15 protein-coding genes are annotated in these 23,536 nt (G+C 41.7%); 1 reads left to right on the forward strand and 14 read right to left on the reverse strand.

What is annotated here, in order from left to right; all coding sequences use genetic code 11:
- Positions 1–128: 128 nt before the first annotated feature.
- From ACHZES_RS06385 to ACHZES_RS06395, 3 genes are all read right to left on the reverse strand, one after another.
- Positions 129–1,973, reverse strand: coding sequence for an ABC transporter ATP-binding protein (locus ACHZES_RS06385; RefSeq protein ID WP_395548740.1), 1,845 nt, complete (start codon positions 1,971–1,973; stop codon positions 129–131).
- Complete coding sequence (locus ACHZES_RS06390) at positions 1,970–3,730, reverse strand: ABC transporter ATP-binding protein (protein WP_395548739.1); 1,761 nt, start codon at positions 3,728–3,730, stop codon at positions 1,970–1,972. Before ACHZES_RS06390 ends, ACHZES_RS06385 begins: the two co-directional genes overlap by 4 nt.
- 122 nt (positions 3,731–3,852) lie before the next feature.
- Positions 3,853–4,287, reverse strand: a complete 435-nt coding sequence (locus tag ACHZES_RS06395) for a MarR family winged helix-turn-helix transcriptional regulator (protein ID WP_286173552.1) — start codon at positions 4,285–4,287, stop codon at positions 3,853–3,855.
- 279 nt (positions 4,288–4,566) lie between these two features.
- Between ACHZES_RS06395 and ACHZES_RS06400 the strand changes: the two genes are divergently transcribed.
- On the forward strand, positions 4,567–4,770 hold the full coding sequence (locus ACHZES_RS06400) for a hypothetical protein (protein ID WP_395548738.1): 204 nt from the start codon (positions 4,567–4,569) through the stop codon (positions 4,768–4,770).
- 88 nt (positions 4,771–4,858) lie between these two features.
- Here the strand turns inward: ACHZES_RS06400 and ACHZES_RS06405 are convergent, their stop codons facing one another.
- The 11 genes from ACHZES_RS06405 to ACHZES_RS06455 form a co-directional block, all read right to left on the reverse strand.
- Positions 4,859–6,103, reverse strand: coding sequence for a cation:proton antiporter (locus ACHZES_RS06405; protein WP_395548894.1), 1,245 nt, complete (start codon positions 6,101–6,103; stop codon positions 4,859–4,861).
- Positions 6,103–6,714, reverse strand: coding sequence for a TetR/AcrR family transcriptional regulator (locus ACHZES_RS06410; RefSeq protein ID WP_154525752.1), 612 nt, complete (start codon positions 6,712–6,714; stop codon positions 6,103–6,105). Before ACHZES_RS06410 ends, ACHZES_RS06405 begins: the two co-directional genes overlap by 1 nt.
- Before the next feature lie 238 nt (positions 6,715–6,952).
- Positions 6,953–8,890: a vWA domain-containing protein gene (locus ACHZES_RS06415; protein WP_395548737.1), complete on the reverse strand. Its 1,938-nt coding sequence runs from the start codon at positions 8,888–8,890 to the stop codon at positions 6,953–6,955.
- A gap of 13 nt (positions 8,891–8,903) precedes the next feature.
- Entirely contained in the window at positions 8,904–10,139 is a 1,236-nt protein-coding gene (locus tag ACHZES_RS06420) for a hypothetical protein (RefSeq protein WP_395548736.1), read from the reverse strand.
- A gap of 1 nt (position 10,140) precedes the next feature.
- Positions 10,141–12,243, reverse strand: coding sequence for a hypothetical protein (locus tag ACHZES_RS06425; protein WP_395548735.1), 2,103 nt, complete (start codon positions 12,241–12,243; stop codon positions 10,141–10,143).
- A gap of 113 nt (positions 12,244–12,356) precedes the next feature.
- The gene (locus ACHZES_RS06430; protein ID WP_038284174.1) at positions 12,357–14,150 is read right to left on the reverse strand and encodes an oleate hydratase; all 1,794 of its coding nucleotides are present in this window, start codon (positions 14,148–14,150) and stop codon (positions 12,357–12,359) included.
- A 190-nt stretch (positions 14,151–14,340) separates the two neighbouring features.
- Entirely contained in the window at positions 14,341–14,907 is a 567-nt protein-coding gene (locus tag ACHZES_RS06435; RefSeq protein ID WP_395548734.1) for a TetR-like C-terminal domain-containing protein, read from the reverse strand.
- Positions 14,908–15,060: 153 nt separating this feature from the next.
- Positions 15,061–17,067, reverse strand: coding sequence for a heparinase II/III family protein (locus ACHZES_RS06440; RefSeq protein WP_395548733.1), 2,007 nt, complete (start codon positions 17,065–17,067; stop codon positions 15,061–15,063).
- A 47-nt stretch (positions 17,068–17,114) separates the two neighbouring features.
- Complete coding sequence (locus tag ACHZES_RS06445; protein ID WP_395548732.1) at positions 17,115–19,397, reverse strand: glycosyl hydrolase family 95 catalytic domain-containing protein; 2,283 nt, start codon at positions 19,395–19,397, stop codon at positions 17,115–17,117.
- A gap of 64 nt (positions 19,398–19,461) precedes the next feature.
- Entirely contained in the window at positions 19,462–21,711 is a 2,250-nt protein-coding gene (locus ACHZES_RS06450) for a helix-turn-helix domain-containing protein (protein ID WP_395548731.1), read from the reverse strand.
- A gap of 91 nt (positions 21,712–21,802) precedes the next feature.
- Positions 21,803–23,524, reverse strand: coding sequence for an extracellular solute-binding protein (locus ACHZES_RS06455; RefSeq protein WP_395548730.1), 1,722 nt, complete (start codon positions 23,522–23,524; stop codon positions 21,803–21,805).
- Positions 23,525–23,536: the final 12 nt, after the last annotated feature.

Here is a 23,536-nt window from a genome sequence, read left to right on the forward strand (position 1 = left end):
TTGAAGTTTGAAATACTCTCTTTTTCTAAAAAAAGAGAACGGTTACTAAGCCGTTCTCCATTTTTACATTATCTGTGATAAAGTAAGATATTCATACTATAAAAGATTACAAATCAATGGATCAAGATCTATGCAGCAGGTTCAAACTGGCTGTTGTAAAGTTCCGCATAGAAGCCTCCCTTTTCTAACAGTTCCTTATGATTACCACTTTCGATAATGTCCCCATCTTTCATGACCAGAATCAGGTCTGCATTTTTGATGGTGGACAGGCGGTGTGCGATGACAAAGGATGTGCGTCCTACCGTCAGCTTATCCATAGCTTCCTGAATCAAGATTTCGGTGCGTGTGTCCACAGAACTTGTTGCTTCGTCCAGAATCAGCATGGGAGCGTTTTGGATCATCGCTCTGGCAATCGTAACAAGCTGTTTCTGTCCCTGTGAAAGACTTGCCCTGTCATTTAACAATGTGTCATACCCTTGCGGCAAAGTTCTAATAAAATGATGAAGGCCTACTGCCTTGCAAGCAGCAACTACCTGTTCATCAGTCACCCCCGGCTTGCTATAGATTATATTTTCCTTGATGGTGCCTTCAAAAAGCCATGTATCCTGTAATACCATACAAAATTGCTCATGGACATTCTCTCTTGGCACCTGGCTGATTGGAATGCCATCAAGCAATATTTCTCCACCGTCCAGTTCATAAAAACGCATCAGCAGATTGACCATTGTTGTTTTTCCTGCACCGGTCGGTCCCACAATGGCTATCTTCTGACCGGCTTTAATTTGAGTTGAAAAGTCATTGATAATCGTTTTTTCTTGGGTATATCCAAACTTCACATGACGGAATTCCACATCACCTTTCACATTGGTGAGCTTCTTTACTTTTTGACTCTCGTCAGACAGCTCTTCCTCATCAAAGAACTCAAACACGCGCTCACTGGCAGCAGCGGTTCTTTGCAGGTTCTGGAATGCCTGAGCAATTTGTGACAGCGGCTGGGTAAACAAGCGGATATACAACATAAAGGCTACGATCACACCGAAGCTTATGGTACCGTTCATAGCCAGCGCCGCACCTACCACACAGACTGCCACATATCCGAAGTTACCGATAAATGTCATAAGCGGCATCATCAATCCGGACATAAACTGGCTCTTCCAGCCACTGTTATACAGGCTCTCGTTTACATTCTCAAAAAAACATCTGGCCTCTTTTCCACCGTTATAAGCCTTTACCACATTATGTCCGGAATAAACTTCTTCAATATGACCATTAGCGACACCCAGATCTTCTTGCTGCTGAACGAAATATTTCTGCGATTTTGACATGATAACACCCATGATAACAAACCCCAAAATACTCGATCCTACGGCAGTTAACGCCATAATCCAGTTATTGTAGAACATCATAATTGCTGTACCCACAAGCATGGTAACGGATGTAACCAGATTTCCGATGCTTTGGTTCATGGTCTGACCGATGGTATCCACATCATTGGTCACCCTGCTGAGAATATCACCATAGCTTACCCGGTCAAAATATTTCAAAGGCAGCTTATTGATTTTTTGTGATATACCGGTACGCATATTTTTGCTTATTTTTTGTGTTACAGTTGCCATCATAAAACTTTGAATAAAGTTGAGGAGCGCTGAACCTGTGTATAATGCCACCAACAGTAATGCAATGCTTTTTACTATACCAAAATCAATCGCACCAGCAACCGGAACGCCATTGATCAACGAAGGTAATCCTTTCATAATCTCGTTGGTCATATCTTTCAGTTTATCCGGGCCGATGATTTGCAGCACCGTTCCGATTGCCGCCATAACAAGAGCGGCAATTACTGCAGGCATATAATTTTTACAATAGGCAATCAGTTTTCCCCATGTCTTTTTAAAATCTTTTGGCTTTTCGACAGCCCCCTGTCCCATAGGACCTCCAGCCATCGGCTTTCTGTTCGTTCTTTGTTCACTCATGATACAAGCTCCTCCTCACTTAACTGACTCATGGCAATTTGCCTGTATACCTCACAGTCCTGCAGCAGATCCTTGTGTTTTCCTTTGCCCACAACTCTGCCTTCGTCCAGTACGATTATCTGATCAGCATCCATAATCGTGCCGATACGCTGTGCCACAATCATACTGGTCACACCTGCTGTTTCTTTTTTCAGTACGTTACGCAAAATCCGATCCGTCTTATAATCCAATGCGGAAAAGGAATCATCAAATATATAGATTTCCGGCTTTCGACAGACCGCGCGGGCAATGGCAAGCCGCTGTTTCTGCCCGCCAGACACATTGGTACCGCCCTGGGCAATGTCTGCTTCATAACCACCCTCCATACGCTCAACAAAATCCGTTCCCTGTGCAATTGCAACAGCTTTCTTGATTTCGTGCTCAGAAAATCCATTGTCACCGTTATCTCCGTATGCCACATTAGACGAAACCGACCCCTTGAATAGAACCGCTTTCTGCGGCACGTAACCAATCTTATTGTGGAGTGCCTCCTGTGTATACTCCTTAATATTCACACCGTCAATCAGGATTTCTCCCTCTGTTGCATCAAAAAAGCGCGGTACAAGGTTTATCAGCGTTGATTTACCACTACCTGTGGAGCCGATAAATGCAATCGTTTCTCCCTGTTTCACCGTAAAGTTCACATCCTCCAGCACATAATCCGCCGCATCCGGATATTTGAAGCCCACATGTTGAAACGTAACCTCACCTTTCAATCCAGGGAGTCCATTTGTATGGCTGCCATCAAGGATTGTAGGCTCGGTGTCCAGCACTTCATTGATTCGCTTGGCGGAAACGCTGGCACGGGGAAGCATGATGAAAATCATGACTAACATCAAAAATGACATAACAACCTGCATCGCATAGCTGGAGAACACCACCATGTTAGAAAACAACGTCAGTTTATCCGTCATCTGGGCCGCATTAATTAAATAGGCACCGATCCAATAGATGGAAAGGGACAGACCACTCATAATCATATTCATGACCGGCATCATAATTGCCGTAGCACGGCTTGTATATAACTGGGTACCGGTCAATTCTTCATTCGCTTCTTCAAACTTCTTTTCTTGATAATTCTCGGCATTATAAGCTCTTACTACACGAAGTCCTGTCAGATTTTCACGGGTAACCCGGTTCATGTTATCTGTTAAAGATTGCATTTTCTTAAATTTCGGTATCACAAAAATCATGATGATACCAATCATTACAACCAGAATTGCAACCGCCGCGCCTGTGGCGAGTGACCATTCAAAACCCTTTCCCGCGATTTTGGTAATTGCCCATACAGCCATAATCGGAGCTTTTATAATCAGCATTAATCCCATGGTAATCAAAGTCTGAATCTGTGTAATATCGTTTGTTGAACGGGTGATTAAGCTATCCGTGGAAAAGCGGTTGATTTCCTCCATGGAAAAGGATTCCACTTTATTAAAAAGCAGACTGCGCAGACGTTTAGAAAATGCGGCGGCAATCCGTGCCGCAAAATAACCAACAATAACAGCACTTGCCAAACTGCCGAGTGTGCAGAGAAGCATTTTACCCCCAGCAAGCCAAATATCGCTCATCGCACTACCGGGCGTTTGCACTAACATGGTTATTTCTGACATGTAATCCGGTGATTTTAAATCCAGCCATACCTGGACCATCACAAATATCAAGCTAAATAAAGCCATCAGCCATTCTTTGGGCTTGAGATATTTAAATATTCTAATCATAGAAAAAGCCTCCTTGTTATTAGTGTTCATATTGAACGCTGTTAGTTATGTGGTCCTAAAATGCAGACCTCGTTTGGTCTGCATTTTTATCTCACTATCTTTATTCCCCGGTTTCGATTATTCTATTCAAAAGGATCTGGCATCGTGCGCTGGGCGATCTCAAAAAACCGCGTGGAGAGACGTACAAATTCTCTTGCGTCTTTTTCACCCATCACAGTTAATACTTGAATCAAATGATTTTGCATTCGCTGCATGTTTACCCGAATCCGTTCACGACCTTCTTCCGTAATCGTAACCAATATAAAGCGTCTGTTCGTGGTGTCGATTTCACGGTGAATCTGCCCTTTCTTTTCGAGGGTACGGAGTGCCGCAGAGATTCTGGCCGTACTGCTGTTCAGCGCCTCACTCAATTCAGATGGCGATGCAGGTGATTCTTTCGTATATAGATATCTTAAAATGAAAATTTCGCCTTTACCAGAACGATTAAATTCATCCATGACTTTTCCACGGGACATCAGCTCACCCAATGAATCGACCAATTCTTCTATACTACTCAATCTATTCACCTCCACCTTTCAAACAGGTATTAGCATTCATAACTAACACTGTTAATAGTGTATACTATTGCGCAAGCATTGTCAAGAAAATTTTTTACATCAAAAATTCCCACTAGAAAGCCACCGCACTTCTCTTATTTCATATTGCGCATTTTCCTTCTTTACCCAACTTCCAATTTTTTTGCAGAACTATGATAAATCTCCTAATGGATTACGCCTATATCCTGTTATTCTTAACATAAAGCTCGACAACAAAAAATCAACAGGAGGATATTTATTATGACTTTCGGCAATGTCTTTTTTTTAATCACCGTATTGGTTGATGCCGTTCTCTTGAATCAATTGATTCAGCACCGAAAGGGCGCCCGCAGAGAAGCTGCGCTACAGCGCACCAAAGAAATCGAAAAAGCACATTGGCGGCATGTGCTTCGAAATTATGATTTTGTTTTTGCTGATGACATGGAAGATAACACAAGTATCTGACATTAGTTAATAGACAACATTATGATAACGTATCTAAAAGGCACATCCTCACAGTGATATGCCTTTCATTATTTATCCTTACTTTTTATCAAGTGTTCCGTTCCTGTAAGTTAGAATTATAGCCGTGAAATTCGCCTGCCCATTCAAAACCCTTCTTCGCTGTAATGACAGCGATAACCTCATTGATTACCGCTGCGGCCGCAATCGTGCCTTGAATGATTTTTGCGCACTCAGGCGCGGGAGCCGCTAAAACAGAAACAACGATTCCTGTAAATACCAGCGATACACCGGAATGAGGTAAAAGCGTAAAACCAAGATATTTCTGCACGGTATCAGGAAGACCGGTTGCTTTCGCACCGAGCCGTGCCCCGTAATACTTTCCAAGTGCGCGGGAGACAATATAGATAAAAGTAAACAGTCCTGCACCGAGAATCGCATGATAATCCAGCGGTGCACCGAGATTCAAAATCACAATAACCATGGAAACACCAAGTAACGGATTGAAGTCATTAACAATCTGCTCCAGACGTTCTTCCGTTACCAGATTAGAAAAGGCTGCTGAAAATGCCATTCCCATCAGCATAAAGTTGAGTAACGGCGACTTCATCAGATAGGTATTGCAGATAAAGCCAATGAACGCAGTTACGAGAATCATCCCTACGAGGATAAAAAGTGTCATCGGTTTGGAGCGTTCCTTTTTTAACAGAAATCCCGCGGGCACACCGGTGACAGCCCCAATCAAAAGCGGCAGGAAAATCATTACCGGAATCATGTAGATTGGCATATCGCCGCCAGTAACTTTTCTTGCAACAATAGCAATCGTGGTAAAAAACACGATCACCCCCACCATGTCGTCCAGTGCTGCCATGGGGATCAGCGTTTTGGTAACAGGACCATTGGTCTGAAATTCCCGCACGATGGAAAGTGCCGGTGCAGGTGCTGTGGCCAATGCGATGCCGCCAAAAATAAACGCCAGATAAATCGGAATGCCGCTGACGGCAAAGACGATTGCGAAAACGGCAGACACTAATACGAACGTGCCAAGGGACTGAGTCAGTGTGGTAATAATCAAGGCTTTCCCATATTTTTTCATACGGCTCCAGACAAGCTCTGTACCAATCATCAAGCCTACGGCGCATTCCAGCACATGAACGATCGCTTGATATCCTGCGCCATCCATAAGGTTTTGCGGCATCAGCTTCAGTGCATGAGGGCCTAAAATCATTCCGGCGACAAGCCAGCCTAGAATAGATGGGAGCTTTAATTTGGAAACCAGTTTGCCTATAAAAAAGGCAAGAACAATGGCGGCAACCCACCGGAGTAAAAGCAACATCATTCTTCATCCCCTCTTTCTACAATGCCATAAAGCATAAAATCAAGCAGTTTCGTAAGATTTGTTTCGTGTGAGTTCATGCGGTCTGAAAAAGACATATCACGGCAGGCTGGGCTGCTGAAATAGCCGTTAAACATATCCTGCATCATGGAAAAATAGGTCATTGCCTCCTCATGGGTAACGCCCTGCCGCAACTTGAATGAATCTAATATTTTTTGATATAATCCAGAATTCAGTTGGTCGAATTCCTGCCGCAAATCCGCGATCTGATCACGCAGTGCCTCCGGCGGCTGAAAGATCGTTTCAAAAAATAGCCTGGTTTCCTGCTCATGTTCCTGAAAGAACCGCAGGCGGGCATCCATATACTTCTGAAAGTCATTTCCGATGTCGGAAGCTTTTAGATATTCTGTCAACGTGGAAAAGCACTGGCCTACGCAGGCAAGATAGATGGCATCCTTATTCTTAAAATTGTGATAAAGCAAACCCTTGGGAATCCCTGCGCTGCAAATATTGTTCAGAGATGCGCCTGCATAGCCGTTTGCACCGAATTCTTCCATCGCTGCTGTTAATATTTTTTGTTTGGTACGTTCAGTTTTTTCTTCTTTTTTCATGGAAGCCTCCTTTATATATTATTGACCATGTGGTCTATTATATACTAAATAGACCGAGTAGTCAATAATATTGATAAAAGAAAACTTCATATCACTGCCAGGTATTTCATCGTAACCATAAATAGGAAGATATTTATAGAAACAGCCAACTTTCTATTACATTTGAAAGTTGGCTGTTAGCGGCATATTGGGGAATTGACGTAACAAATTCCCACCCTTAGGTAAAAATAATTATCCGTCAGCCCTTGAAAATAGACTGCATATTCTTTTTTACGGCTTTCAGCAGTTCTTTAGGAAGCTTCTCAACTTGTTCTCCTAAAATTATACCGTGAGGCTCCTTGTAGCCGTCATTCCATACAAAATTAAATGCGCTTTCGCTGGCTGTACTGTTCTTTCCGATTTGAAAAGCGTAAAGAGCAACATCTTTCGATAAAAGCTCTTGGACAGCGTTCTTAGCCAGGCCAGGAAAACTAGAGGCTCCGTCAGTAATTTCAAAAACTATTTTTATATGCTTTCCCTTTTTCATCTGCCTTTCTTCTGCGGGAGTGATGCTTCCAGATATTTCTTTCAAGCAGCTTGCATCGTCTGTAGCGCCATCGTTGGAATTAAGCCTTACGATGGAACGGATTATATCCGCCGATTCTTTCTCTCCGGAGGTTTTGTCGTTAAATTCTTTCATATGATAATATTGACTTCCGAAAAACCATGTTTCGCTTAAGACTTCTATTTTCTGGTTTAATTGTTCAGCATTTCGCTTAAGATATCTGTTCAAATCATCAATTGACAGCAACGTTACGGCCAGCGCTTCTCTTGCTGATTCAATCTTTGCAGCATTCATGGAGCCAGAATTATCTATAACAAAAGAAATTTCGATTCGTTCCGGTAATTTATCTGCCTGGGTTTCCAGCAAATATCTGCTGAATACGGGAAGATTTTTATATTTACCTTTTTTCTCCGCTTCTACAAAATCAGGATAGGCGGCAATAAAGCTGCTGACGTCCAGCTTGCCTTTTATTTGCCCGTCTTTTTTTACGTTGATTTCTTTTTTGGCATCTCCAATAAGTTTACTCCAGAATTGACGCATCTGCTCTCTTTCCGGCTTCATTTTATTTGAATAATACTGAAAAAGCTGCTGATCATTCTGGCTGATGCCGTAAGATGTTAAGTCGACCTTTCCAGTCATTATATTAACTATTTCATTGTTTTTCTCCTGCTGGTCCAGCATCTCTTCAAGGATCGTTTTTACTTCTTCATCAGTGGATTCCAATGTATCACTTTTTTCTTTTTTCGATTGTTCAAAAGGGCTTTTCCTTTCACTTACCTGTTCCTGAGATGCGCCATGGGATTTAAAAAAGTCCATTGCATCTATTTCTTCTTTCCATAATTGCTCAAATACAGGATAAATAAAAGAACGAATCAGGGAATCTCTTTCTAAAACACCTTCTTCGCTGTTTATCTGTCTTACTAATTGAGAATGAATGAAATCCAAAAAAGGCTGATTCAATATTCTTTTGCTGAATGGATTCTCACCGCATCCTTTCATCTCAGGCGTTGTTTTATAAATTTCCTTAAGGATAAAACTATTGATAAATGCCCTGTGTTTCGGCATTTCATCAATAGCCTTCCTTTTAATGCTTGTCTGCTCCATATATGCAGTTATCTTTTTAAAATTAGCTACATCTCTGTAAACAGGGCACATTTGCAGTACCCTTAAAAAGGAAGTCAGCTTATCCAGCCTGTGCAAAGCATCAAGTATTTCCTTTTCAACATATCCGGTTATAATATCCGGCTGATATGCGCGATCTCCTCCAAGGCCTTCTTTCTCAATGCGATGAAGGATATATCCTGTCATTCTGTCTTTTTCTTTTTTCCACGATTTACCTCTGTACAGATAGGCTTTCGTTTGTTTTTTCCAATCGGGATACATGGCAAGCTCATAATAGATATGCCATAAAATCTGATTATCGTCTAAATTCCTGTCCAAAAAAGCCGCCAGCGGAAGATATAATATGCCCTTGGACGGATTTAATAAAAATCTTTCAAGCTTTGGATCGGGCATATACATCAGGCTGGAATCCCCTGTAAACGTAGCTAACGTACGCTGCTCTCTCTGCAAAAAGGACTCCACATGTTTTGTTGACTCTTCGATCAGCTTCTGTTCATCATAATTAGGCAAGCCCCTTCCCCTCCTACTGATATAACGGCAAATCCCACAAAGCTTCTGGGGTATCGATTCTGTTAATATTTAGTGTGCATAATTCGCCTTCTACCCCCATCAGCAAATACTTTGATGGATAAAGCTTCAGCACATCGGTAAAAAAGGCTCCTTCCATAATTGAATCCTTATTGATATGCCATTTTCCGAAATTTTCTTCCAGCAAATATATAATTCCGTCTTCGCTTAATATTACGGCTGTTCCTTTTGAAGACTCTGCATCAAAAAGATTTCCTTTAAGAAAATTTCCTTCATCAAGAATGTTTATATACGCCCCGTCAAGAGAAATGATATGAAGCTTACCATTATTCCCTATGGACAAAAGAGTATCCTTCTTCCCCTTTTCATTTTCAAGACTATGGATTTTGCGTATTTCGCAATCTGGAATTTTAATTTTATTTACTATAGAAAGATTATTATAGTTCCGTTTTATAAAATATATTTCTCCTGATTCGGTGCCGACAGCAAAATCATCAGCCCCTGTTTTCTCCATTCCGATTATGTTTGAAATAGGAAGAGAAGCGTCTTTATGGAGAATCAGGCGGTATTTTTCTTTTTCTTTAACTACTTCCAGCAAGACCAGCTCTTCCTGCTCTCTTTCCGCGGCAATCAAATTATCGCTTACGGACAGGCATTGACCAAACCAACTCATTCCTGTTCCTGTCTCTATCTTTTTTATATGCATCTCCCCGCTTCCATTGGGGATTTGTTTAAAATTGCTGCACGATAATAAATAGCCGCCGCCTTTGCTTCCAAAAAGCAGAATTTCATTCTTATTAAGCCTGTGAAAGGCCGAGATTTTTTCTTTCATATCATTAAAAGGCGGACTCCATTCCTCCTGAATCCTTTCCTTGCCGGAAGGTTCCGTACTTTTGCTTATCTGAAAAAACCGCAATGCACAATCTGTGCTTCCAGTAATAAACATATCCTCGGAAATCCTTAAAACACTTTGTAAAAATCCTTCAAAGCCACAGGCTCCCAGTCTTGTTATAAATTCTGTATTTATGACGTCTTTTGAATTTCCTGTATATGCTCTGTAATGGGGAATCATCTCCGTAAGAAGCTTTTCCTCCTTCGCTGAAAGCACTTCAAGACATTTTTCAAAATCATCTTCTAAAATGCCTGTTTCCCGAGTTTTATTTAGTTTTTGCCTTAGGTCTTTTACCTGATTTTTAAATTCTTCCTCATCTACCGATAAATTCAGCTTCATTTTAGCCTCCCTTGTTCTCCAGATGCTCAAGGAGAGCTTTTGAATGTTCTAAATGGGATAATTTCTGATCTAGCAGCTGATATTTTTTTGCATCAATCCTCAGCGTATCTTCCAGGTCCGATTGAAAAATATTCTTTAATTCTTCCGGTATACTTTTTCTTTGGGTCCCCTTTCCAAAAAGCATATGAACTACATCCAAATGGCTCAAGGTCTGGGTTTTGGAGCGAACATAGCGATAAGGGCGGGTTCTGATTTCGTCGTAAGTGGTGGTTGATTCTCCCATGCCTTTGGTTTCAATCTTCCAACCTTCCTCTGCCGGAAAAAAGCCAAAGCGCACCGCCTGAGAAAGAATATAATTCTGATCGTCGGAATAAGTGATAGAGCTTATAAATCCGTCCCACAGGGCCTTGCTTAAATCCTTTTCTTCTCCTTGATTCCAATTGTCCAAAACTTGCAGAATATTTCTTATAGACAATACGGATTCTCTAAGCTCCAGCTCCCCGCCGGAAAAATCCTTCTGTTCTTCATCCTTCCATTTGCCCATAAATACATTTTGGGTAACACGGCAAAGCTGAGAAAACCGAAACAGCTCTTCAATGGTCCGTTTGGGATTGGGAATTTGAATTGTTCCGTTGGCATTCGAAAGCCTTGCAATAATAACTCTGAAAAGTTCATTTTTTTCCGGGTCTGCCTGTTCTTCCATAGAGCCTTTGGTATTCTGGGAAACATAATTATATTCTATAGTTACAAACCGGGATTTAAACGCAGGGTTAAGCTCGTTTGTGCCTTCGTAATTAACCATCTGGGTAGACAGATTTCCTGTTCCTATAAAAGCAAACCCCGGCTTAATCAATACAGGGCCTACCCCTGTAATATAAGCCGTATGCCCTGCATGGTGCTGCAGTATATCGTTTAATCCAATGAGATTCTGCATTGCGATGGTGTTAATCTCGTCAATAATTACAGGCCGGCCTTCTTTTACCGCGATTAATATTTCCTTCTCAATTTTCTTGATTTCCGTACCGAAGGCACTGTTGCTTGCAACCAATAAATCGGAGAAGCTGTTCCAGATCTGTATTTTAAGCTGAAGCTTTTCTTCTTCCGTCATCTGCTGAAGCTTATCTTCGTTTTCATGCAGCCACTGATAAAAATCTCCGATGATCATATCCAGATAATCAATATAGGATTTTTGAGAAAAGCTATGTTTGAGCGTAAGTGTCTTCTCCACAAACATATCTTCATAGGTCAGATTGTGAGAACCGGATATAAAGAGCGGCTGCAAAGATTCAATTTCTTCTTGCGTTCCATTTGTCAATATTTCCTTATAATACTGCTTTCGCTGTGTATATATCTCCTTGAATTTTTCAATAGCCTCTTTTTCCCCGGCCTTTGGATTGGCACAATACCATTTCTCTAATTGATCTTCAAGTTCTGCCTGAATTTTATTCTGTATTGAAAAGTCCATGGCGGCTTCCGTGGCAAGCTGGGTCTTTCCGCTTCCTAAATGCCCTACAATATAAACCGGCATTCCAAGATTTAAAGAATCTATTACCTTTTCCTTTGCTTCCATTACATAAGGAACCGTTACTAAACGCTGCTGATGCTGGGTTTTTATATCACTCAGCAATTGACGGGTATGATAAAATTCCCACGCTTCGGCAGAGCTTTCCAAAAGCTTTTCTATCTCTTTTTTTAGACGCTCTATACGGTCAACCCTGTATCTCGTAGCGGAATTGCTTCTGTGTTGGGAATAATGATTGCTCTCATAGCTAACCCGCCTTTCCCATTTAAGAAAAAAAGTCTCGTACTCAATAAGAGTTTCAATTTCCTCTATTTTCAGACCCTGATTTGCTGTTTCCTTTTCAACATAGGCCCTGTATTTTTCAAAATATTCAATATCTGTATTTTCATCTGCCACAGAGCTTTCGATTATCTGTTCAAATCTTCTAAAGGCCTTGAAAAAGCTTTCTTGCCCGTCTGTAAATTTATTGTGCTCATCCTCTAATAACTTTGAAGCTTCCTTTCGCAGCTGGTTTTCATACTGCTCCTGGATGGCTTCAATTGAGGGAATACAGCGCGGTTCAATGTCGTGTTTGTCCTTCATGGAAAATTCCCCTTTGCACGATTAGGTCCGTTTTGACTGGCTATAAATTAAAATCCCGGCTTTAAAAAACCGGGATTTTAACATTTTTATCTAATTTCATAACTTCGGTTAATTTATAAAATCCCACAATCCTTCAGCATTACCTCAATGTCCGTTCCTGCTAATTGCTTCATAATCTTGCTCTTTTTAATAGGAGGCAAGTCTAATTCCAGTTTTTCTCCGTCAAGCAGACATACGCCTGCGCTGAGAAGATAACGAATATCGTAACGGGAAGCAAATACTTCGGGAACACCCTTTTCCACTCCGGTTAAAACATATACGGCTTCCATAGCTGTACGTCCGGAATATTCAATGGTAAATACTGTATCGCGGCCGGGATCATCCAATGTTTCAGCGAACTGTCCAAGGAAAGCAAAGTTTACTGCATTCTTAGGCACTACATAAGGACGGTCACCAGATTCACGGGGCATAAATTGAGAAGTTATGAACGGCATCATTACTGGGATAGCTGTACATGTATTGGCTAACTCCTCTATTTCATCAACAGGCACTCCTATATGATACAACCATTCTTTTGTGATTTCCTTACCGGTACAGTCTCTCATAGGCTTTTTAATATAGTCTCCCGGAACATCGGAGAATAACCCGTATACCCAAACTACAACGTCTTTTTCAGGCTGTCCGTAGTACTGTTCCTGACGGTTTATTGTCCAGCTCATAAGCCATGAAGAATCCAATGCGGTAACTATACCGCCTGTTACTGTACGGCCTGTATAAGGTGAGCGTTTTGTAATCTTTTCAATATATTGGGGTACGCGTTCGTCATGGCATGTAACAGTACAGGATTCCCAATTGGATTTTTCAGGCTCTCCGCAGAATTTATCCGGTCTTCCGAATTCATCGCATTGATCAGCGATATTTTTCCAAAGCGTCCAGCATCCGCCAAGCTCTTTATTGAAAGGAGCAGGCGTATTGTCATCACCATATCCGGAGCCTTCTGTCATGGAACCGTTTGTAATAAATACTAAATCATTTTCCGACAAGTCTATGGAAATGTCTGTTCCTTCTTTATCTACTGCAACAATCTTTGTAGCAACCTTCTTTTCTTGAGAAATTGCAAACTCGACATTGTTTACGTTAACTCCATATCTGAATGTTGCTCCATTTTCCTTCAAATATTTAACCATAGGCATTACGAAGGAAGTATACTGGTCATGGCGTGAAAACTGCAAAGCTGAAAGGTTAGGCAAACCGCCCACATGATGTATGAAACGGTTCATGTAAAGCTTCATTTCAAGTGCACTGTGCCAGTTTTCAAAGGCAAACATCGTTCTCCAATATGTCCAGAAATCACTGTCAAGAAGCTCGTCGGAGAATACGTCTTCTATGGTTTTGTTTTCAAGCACTTCATCGGCAGTTGCTACAAACATAGCAAGTTCTTTTGCAAGCTCCTGGCCTAAATTGAATTTACCGTTGTCATAGCGAACGCCGCGTTCTTTTGTAATACGGCAATTGCTGTAGTTGGGGTCTTCAAGGTTTGTATAATACAGGTGATCCAATACAGTCATATTCGGATCCTCTGTGGATGGTAAAGAGCTGAACAAGTTCCAAAGGACCTCGAAGCACTGGCCCATTTCACGGCCGCCGCGTGCTACATAACCTGCGTTTTGCATAACTGCACCGTCTAAAGAACCACCGGGAATGTCAAGCTGCTCTAAAAAAACAATTTTGCTGCCGTCCATATGGGCGTCCCGAATCAAAAAGCAGCCTGCAGCCAAGGCACCGATGCCTGTACCGATTAAGTAAGCTTTCTTATCTTCGATTCCTTTCGGCTTTCTAGCATGAACCAAAGCATGATATGTGCCGTTTGTAAGAGTAAGTCTTTCATCATGTGTTTTAATTTTCATTCTTAGCCCCTCTTTCAAAATTTTTAGTTTAAATGTTAACTGAAGTAATGTATATCAAAATAAATCATATATCTTATTTCACAACTTTTCATTAGACAAATAAGCCCCAGTGTTCGATTTTTGAACACTGGGGCTTATTTGTCTAGCATTTAGACCTTATAATCTTATTATCCATTTGATTTTTTTATATTTAAAAATTAAATTTTCCGCTCCTTTTAAGAGACAGTGTAATATGACCGTCAAAAAGCTCGCCTATGCGTCTGATGATTATATTTGGATCCTCTTTCATTCCTGAGCCTATCCAGCGCAGCACCATTTCAGTAAGAGCGCATTGATAGAAAGAGGCTATGAGTTTTTTATCTTTGGTGGAGGCTTGAATCCCCTCGCTTTCTCTTTCAACATAACGGTACATAACATTTCCGGAGACGCTGTAAATATAGTTTTCCAATTCCTCTCTCTGCATGGAATTATATACATGATAAACGGCTCTTCTGTTTTCCATTGCAAATTTAGTCGCAACAAGAAAGCCTTCCTCCCATGAAAGAGTATCGTTATATTCATCAATGGCATTTTGAAGCTCCGACTGGAAAATTTCTGATAGAATTGCATATATATCCGGGTAATGGTAATAAAAAGTATTTCTGTTAATATTACAGGCTGTAACAATATCTTTTACTGTAATTTTATTCAAGGGGCGCTCATTCAGCATTTCAATGCACATATCCCGAATCATTTTTTTTGTATATTGCTGTGCCAAATTACACCTCCAATACCCTTTTTTTAATATTATAACATAAAAGCCAATATATGCAAATATCTTAAGCCTCCCTCTTCTATCCGAAACCGGTCATAGGAAGTGTATCTCTTGATCAGCAAAAACTCTCCGGTTTATTGGTTCAGTCCATTCCTATTACATATGAATCACACGAGTAAACCTCCCAATATTCGTCTCAGCCGATCCTTCCACATCTATCCTCATTCCCCCTGCCTGCCAGGTGAATTCAACATTTTTTACTAAACAGGAACCTCTGCTGCTTGAAATCACATGAGCAAAAACTGCTTCCGTTCCATATGTCCGCTCTATCTGGTAGTTGATTTCTGTAACAGAAGGATTATCCGGTCCCTTTCCAAAGTAAAATTCCTTTCCCCCACTCCAGGAAAATACCGAAGTCTGCACTCCGCCGTCATCATAGACGGATACCACACTCTCAGCCGGAGTATGCTTAAAATCAGCCTTCTTCATGGAATTAAGATGACGATATGGTTTTTTATCGGAGAAATTCTCGATTGACGTACTTTCCGGAATGGAAACAAGATCCCCTGAAAAATGCATAACCCAATCAACCGGCAAATCCCCTTCTACTCCTTTAACCAGGAATACCTCTGCAAAGTAGTCTTCTGTCCACGCGATTTTCCTCACCATCTTTACCGTGCGGTAATGTTCTTCCTTCCATTGTCTAATTGTAAAACTGTCAGGCATCTCATAGGGCAAAGTCCAGTCTGCTTCTGCCTCTACGTAAATGATTCCATCTATTTCTTCATACCTGGCCAGCTTTCCCAGTACCGGGGATTGATTTTCTTCTCCGATATTTACGGTATTGTGTGAACCTGTATTCTTGTAATAATCATAATGTAAAACTGCACCATATCCTGTTGTTCCAAGATCTGGGGATATTCGCTTTCCATAAGCCAGATAGCTGATATCCAGCCTGTCATAATGGTCATGCTCACCGCCGTAACGGTCGTGCTTAAGCAGAAGATATCTTCCATTTTTCCCTCGCAAGACCGTACAGCCTGGCTGCCCTGTTTCCACATGGTAATTGTCAAAATCAACCGTACATTGGGGAAGCACATCGGCCCCATATACGAAAGCTTCCAGATTATCTCTTGATTCCCGTTCATAAAGCTGATTCAGTACATAAAGAAGCTTATCACCACCAAACTCCCGGTAGGCAAATTCATATAAGTAATAGCTGGTGGATGTATGGCCATAGTTGGTATCATTCAGCATTGGAATCCTAAATTCCGGTTCCAGATAATCAAGCAAACGTTCCATCATTACCTTATAGTTGGGGTGGTTGATCTGGCTATGGGGTGTATGCAGTGCAAACTTCTCATATGCAAAAAAACTGGCAAGCGCATAGAAATGGTATCCAAATGCCCCTTCAAACCACATGTGATCCGGACTCGTTCCTTTTTCCAGCTGGTACAAAAGACCATAAGGCTCATAAACTGAAAATTGAATGTATCGGTCAATTCCAAATATCAGGCCAATAATTGCAACGGCGGAATTGATGACCACCTCATGGTTGTGAAGCTGACTGTGCCTGTTCTCCATAAGAAATTCTGCACCGGGAAGCAGCATTTCATATTTCACCAGCTCCCTCTGCTCCTTTGTCATACAGTCTGACAGCAGATCATAAGTCATGGCAAAGCTGCGCAGAAAATTAGCCTCATCAAGCGTCTGGGCTCCGGCCTTTCCCGGACCATTGTAAGGAATATCGCCATGAACCTGATAATTCCTGTAATATCTAGCATACTCCGTCATCATATGAATGGCTTTTTGGGCGTAATCTTCTTCTCCCGTAATCAGATATATAAATCCCATATGTAACGCAGCTGTATAGTTTTTGCTGTTTGCAATTCCCCACCAGGAGCTGTCATAGGGTTCTCCTGTATACAGCCGCCCGCAGGAAGGGCACTGATGATGATGATCGTCATTCCAGTTAAAATTTAAACGTACGGAGCAGTTGGGGCAGTAATAATAAAGAGACCAGTTGGCAATTCCCTGCTTGGGCACCTTTGCAGACTGAACCATCATTTCTTTTACTTCTTCTTTTATCTTTGCAATGATCTGAGGATGCTTTCTTCCTTTTTCTCTCAGATTTATTAATTCCTGTTGAGTAAATTGAATCATTTTCTATTACCCTCTTTCACTTTTCTTCCCAGGATCCATTTGCTGTGTCATGAAAAGTCGAAGCTGTAGCGCTGACCTTCATTTGCTGTAAAGGTGATAGATCCGTCCTTAATACAATCTGCTTTGTACTCATCACCTAAAAAGATCCTGCAGATTCCATTGGATTTTGCCAAAACTTCGAGGGTCTTTACACGCCGCTCCTGCCATGTAACGGAAATTTCAAAATTCCCTCTAGCCGTAAGACCTGAATAAACACCATTACTCCATTCATCGGGTAGGGCCGGAAGAATGTGAATACAGTCCTCATGACTTTGGAGCAGCATTTCTGCAATACCGGCCGTTGCCCCGAAGTTTCCGTCAATCTGAAAAGGTGGATGGGTGTCCCATAAATTATTTAAGGTACATTTAGAGAGGATCATTTTTAATAAGTCATATGCCCGATTGCCTTTTTTAAGTCTTGCCCATGTATTTAACTTATGAGCAGTTGACCAACCAGTGGACTCATCGCCTCTTTGGTTCAGACTGAATTCAGCCGCTTTCATCCATTGGGGGGTATTGCAGTTGATCACCGTACCCGGATAAAGGCCAATCAGATGAGAAATGTGACGGTGGTGGTGGTCACCGATATCACCATAATGGGATTCCTCCCTGTACTCCTTGATTTGTCCGGATTCTCCCACCAGCACCGGATCCAGTTTCTTAATATCCTCCCTGAGTTTTTCAATATAAGGATCCTGGCAGCCCAGAATATCTGCTGCCTTTAGTGTGTCATAATAGTTTTCATATATCATCTGCTGGTCGAACGCACAGCCAGTGGTGTGGTAATGAACTCCATTCTGCCTTTGTTCCGGCGAGGCCGAATACTTTGCCAGCAGTTTATCATCTTGTAAGATAAGCACCTTTTGGTAAAAACGGGATAAGGATAATATTGCCGGGTATACAGTATCCTTTAAATGATTCTCATCCATTGTAAAAGCATAATAATCCCAGAAAAGCTTTGAGGTAAGTTCCCCTGTTCCCGGACCGGAATGTCCTGTAAACGGTTCACTCATGCCTGATATCTTATAAAGCCATCCGCCGGTGCCGATAATCCAGCCATTTTCTCCTGCTTTATCTGAAAAATTTTCAGGAAAATGATGTTTGATATAATCGGAGGCCAATTCTTCGGCCAGGGGACGATAAGCCTTAAAGTAGTCGATGTACGGCTCAAACATCTCAAGGAGATTGGTATTAAAAGCAGGCCAATAATTCATCTGGACATTGATGTTATGCCAATAGCCGGCAGACCAGGGGGATTTCTCATAGCAGTTCCAGGTTCCCTGGAGATTTGCCGGATAGGTTCCTGGACGCGAGGAAGAAATGAGTAAGTATCTGCCATATTGAAAATATAATTCCTCCAAATATCTGCTGCGGCTGCCCATCCGGTATTCCTCCAAAAGCACGTCTGTAGGAACGTTTTCTTTATCACCGCCTAAATCTATGCTTGCCCTTTGAATCAGAGGACAATAATCCTGTTTATGTCTTTCTAATAATTCTTCATAGCTGTAGTTTTTCGCCTCATTGATTATGCTTGTAACAGCGTCATGGGGATGAGGATACGGGGCCAGTTTGTTTTGGTGTTCTTTCTCTAAGAATACACGGCTTTCCATTTTATAGTTAGTGCCCACAGCCATTAAAATCACTGCACTGTCAGCCTGTGTGACTTCAATCGTTGTTTCCTTTGTCACAATTTTTCCGGAAGAAATGGCTACATGAATTTGTCCTTCGTATTGTATTCCATAATACTCCATGATGCCTGACAATGTGATGCGGTTATCCTTGGTTTCTATCTTACCGGTCTTCCCCATACCGTCCCCTTCTTCGTTTAAATAAGGCTTAACATAGGGAATGCCCGGACGAATTGTAAAGGACAAACCGCCTTTGGCGCTGCTGGAGAGTTTAGTGACAAAAACTTTGTCTGGATAGCTGGTAAAGTGCTGCCGGGTATAATCCACCCCATTCTCCCGATAGGTTGTATATGCAGTCCCATCGTTCAACCGGAGTCCCCGCTTATAATTTTCAACATGCTCATGACCGAAATCAAGATACAGCTCGCAAAAGTTATTCAGACCCCCTTTCTTAAGAACGTAGGGATTGGATAAGCTATTTTCTGTTATCTGCAGCCGTTCGGTATTCACACGCCCAAAAACATTTACGCCCATATAACCATTACCAAGGGGAAGGGACCAGTTCTCCCAGCCTTCGTCCGGAATGTTTTCCGGTTCGAAACAGGCAATATTTTCATACCCAAACGGGGCTTCTTTTTCATACCATAACTCATAATTCTTCATCCTAAATAAATCTCCTTTTCCTTTTTCGTTTTATTTTTAACCTTATCTGACCGCCTGCCCCTGCCTATTTTTTTCTGCATTGACTTGGACTTACGCCATAAAACCGCTTATAAGCCTTACGAAATGCATTGGTATTGCTGTAGCCAACTATTTCTGACACCGTTTCAATCGTATCATCCGATTCTGTAATCAGCTGATATGCATAGGCCATCCTTTTTTTCTCCACATAGACGGAAAAATTCTCCCCAATGATCTCCTTAAAGACCTGCGAAAAATAAGTTTCACTAAAATTACAATATTCTGCGACAGAATATAATCCGAAACCGCACTCTGAAAAATGCTTATCAATATATCCGATAATTTTCTTCTGCAGATTCTCTTCACGGCTGTGAATTCCAGCCATGTAATGACCACACATGTCTATTGCTACCCGAAGAATATAGGAAAACCTCCATGCATCGGTCTGAATCTTGTCAATATGCTCAAAAACTTCTGTCATATTCACGCTCATTCGTCTGTCATATGCCCCCAGAAGGGTCAGCTTCAGCTTGGAAATCAGAAGCTGTTCCATAATTGCACTGATATGCCGATTTAAATAATTTTCCTCCAGGATCTGCCGGAAGCTTTCTTTCACCATTTCCTGCTGCCCTGATTTTATCCATAATACGATCTGGTCCTTTAGCTGATCTGTAAAATAAAATGCGAATTCTTTTCCGACCTCCTCCTCGCTGCACCAGACGATTCCTCTGGACTCCATATAACTTCCCCACAGATTCATCTGATTGCTGCACATGGAATAGGCACTGTAAATATCCCTTAAATCCTTAAATACAGTACTGCATACGAAAAGTTCCGTAGGGTTCTGGCGGTTCAGTTCTTCCATCTTTTCTGTCACATAATTCCTGTAGTCTTCACACAGTTCCTCCTCTAATGGGAATAATAGAACGATCTGGTCTCCCCCACTGCTTCCAACATAATTAACCAGTGTATGATCCTGGCTGATCTCCTCCAAAACTCTGTTTCTCTTCTGCTGGAGAAGGTTCCAATACTCCGCTTCTACTTCATTTTCGCTGCCAAACCCAATTAGCAGCAAGCAATATCCGGCTGCATCCCAGGGAATTCCGGCGCTTTCCGCCAGATGCTTCAGCTCTTCATCAGACATGGAGTTAATCGTTAAAACACGGGTCCAGAATACGGACTTAATAAGCTTTTTCTGCTCTCCCAAGGCATTTTTAAGGGAGACATTCGCATCCACCATACTGCTGACGGAATTATAAAGGGCGGAAAAAACATTCTTTGAGCCGGTTGCATCATGATCCATCAATTCCAGCGCATTGTAAAGAATCCGTCCTCTCCTTTGGGCCATGGACAAGGATAAAATCAAACACATGATCAAAGTCGTTCCATTCAATATCCAAATAAAGCTTCTTAAGCTTCCCGTACGCATAAGGAGATTTCTCTCTGGGATCACAGTCACGATCTGGAGTCCTGTGGAAAGGCCGGCCGCCATGGCGAAATTATCTTTTCCAAAATACTTTTCAGGGAGGCGCCGTATTTCTTCTGAACCAGGTTCTGTCGGAAAAACTACCTGATTTAATTCTGCGTTCCCTATTTGATACAGAACCCGTCCTCCCGCATCCATTATGTAAGTCATCCCATTCCAAATATTGGAATCTCCAAGGATATTCTGGAGGTTTTCTTCATTAAAAAATATAATAGCCGTAGCCCCTGTGTTTTTACCGGCATAAGGAGTCAAAACTGTTTTATAAAATATCCCGTTTCGCTTCACTTCACCGCTGTTATAGCTGGAATAAGGGTAAAAAATCAAACGTTTTCCCGCATGCCCATATTCCTTCAGTTCTTCCATAGGAACCTGATCAAATCCATAAGCCTTACGATAAAATTCATCCAGATCCAGGCAAAAGGCATTCTCAGTCACAAAAATATTGCTTCCATTGCATAATACGCTGATGGAATAAGCATCATTGGCAGTCACCATATTACGGAAAAACTTCTGGACATTCCGTAAGGTTTCATAATCCATCAGCGTCAAGGGTTTCTGTAAACTGGACATCTTCTGAATATTATAGTCGCTTCCAATTTTTCTTACTGCCGATAAACTATCTGTAATGTTCTGGTTCAAAAGAAACTGTGCATGAAATAACCGGGTTTCTGCCGCATTTTTTATGGTACTTTCCATATCGTGCAGTATGTAAGAGATAGCGATGTTTAACAGTATGACCGGTATCAGAATAAATAATATAAATGACCGCCATATCTGAAACACAAAGCCCTTTTTGGCTATTATTCTCACGTAATCTATCCCTCCGATTTCATTCCGATTTACATGCAAAAACCTGAGACACAGTTGCCCCCATGCCTCAGTATTTCTGCTTTATGTGATTTTACTTGCTGCCATATTGTCTGTCATAGGCCGTCTGATAAATCTCCAGCATACGATTCAATCCCAATGTGGAGAACTCCTTAATATAGGAATCCCATTCTTTATCCATATCTCTGGTTCCAAGACAGAACACTGCCTGATTTTCTTCCACATAATCATTGATCATGGTTCTGATGTTGGAAATCTCCGCGGATTCTTCTCTGGTTAACATGAGCGGAGGAACTACATGCTCCGGCTTCGCATATGGGACCAGACTGTTCTTGGTTGCAAAATACAGAATGGGCTCCGTAGAAAACTTCTGTGCCAGGTCACCTTCTAAGTACACTTCACTTTCCCTCATCTTAGCGGTGTTATTACCAAACTTATTGGTAACGCGGATGGTTTGATCCGCACCTTCGACAGGTAGTCTCTGATATAAAGCCTTTTCCCCATTCATGGCTACAGATCCTTCCGGAGGCTGAATCCAACCCTTTCCTTCCTGTCCGTACCATGCCATAAAGCTTGCTTCTTCTGAAAACCAGCCGTCCGCCCAGCGGAACGCAGCTTCGGGATTCTGGCAGGAGCTTGTTATGATAAAATTCCCTAAGAGTACGCTCGCATATAAGTTAGAGGGCTGATACTGAAAGCCTTCCGGCCCTATTAACGGTTCCAAAACAGAATACTGTGCCACCCGGTGGTCCGGAGTGCTGTTGTATTCTAACAGATAAGTGTTAATAAGATCCGCTCTTATGACTCCCACCTTTGCACTTCCCTCATTCATTAAAATCTGCTTAAACTGAGTTTCATCCTGGGTAAAAGAAGTACTGTCAATCAAACCTTTTTTAATCAGGCTCTTAATCCATAAAAGTCCTTCTTTGTATTCATCCTTTTCAGGTGAGAATTGAACCTTTCTATCGTCATCTAAATACAGATAAGAGGTTGACGACGGGTCGTTGGAATCCATGTCATGCATATAGATAAATGCATTCATCAGGTAATTAACGATTCCGTTCTTCTTAGAGCTATTGCCAAGCATTGGAATCTCATCAGCAATACCGTTTCCATTAGGGTCCTTGTCTTTAAAGGCCTGCAATACCGCCTCAAATTCTTCTGTTGTTTTCGGCATCTCCATTCCTACTGCCTTCAGCCAGTCCTGATTGATCCAGCCGCGTGTACGGTATTGATTATGAAGAGCTTCGTTTATGTATGGCAACGCATATATATGGCCATCTGGAGAAGTGATCATATCTTTCAGCTGATCATGTTCCTCCATGATCTTTTTAGTTTCCACTCCATATTTCTCAATGTAGTCATCAAGCCCAAGAAACGTTCCGTCTTCTCCATAAGAAGAAACATCACCGGAAGAAACCGACATACCCAGAATAACATCCGGGAGATTTCCAGTGGTAAGCATGAGATTCAGTTTCTCCTTATATCCATCACTGGGTAATTCCGTCCATTCAATTTTAATTCCCGTCTTTTCCTCATACCATTTGCAGAAATCCACATCTTTTAGCGGTCCCACATAAGTCGCATCAATCGTTGCTACTTTTAAGGTAATCGGTTCTTTTACAATGGGAAACTCTCCTGCCGGTGTTACAGCCTCCGCTTGTGCTGCTTCTGACTGCTTCACGTTTGCAGGCGCTCCTGCGGACTTCTCGGAACCAGAAGTTCCACAGCCCGTAACTAACAGCGCCGCGGCCATAGCTGACGCTGCAAGTTTCAAAACTTTTTCTTTTTTCATATTTTCTTCCTC

The organism is Lacrimispora sanguinis, from assembly GCF_044987295.1.
Lineage (GTDB): Bacteria > Bacillota > Clostridia > Lachnospirales > Lachnospiraceae > Lacrimispora > Lacrimispora celerecrescens_B.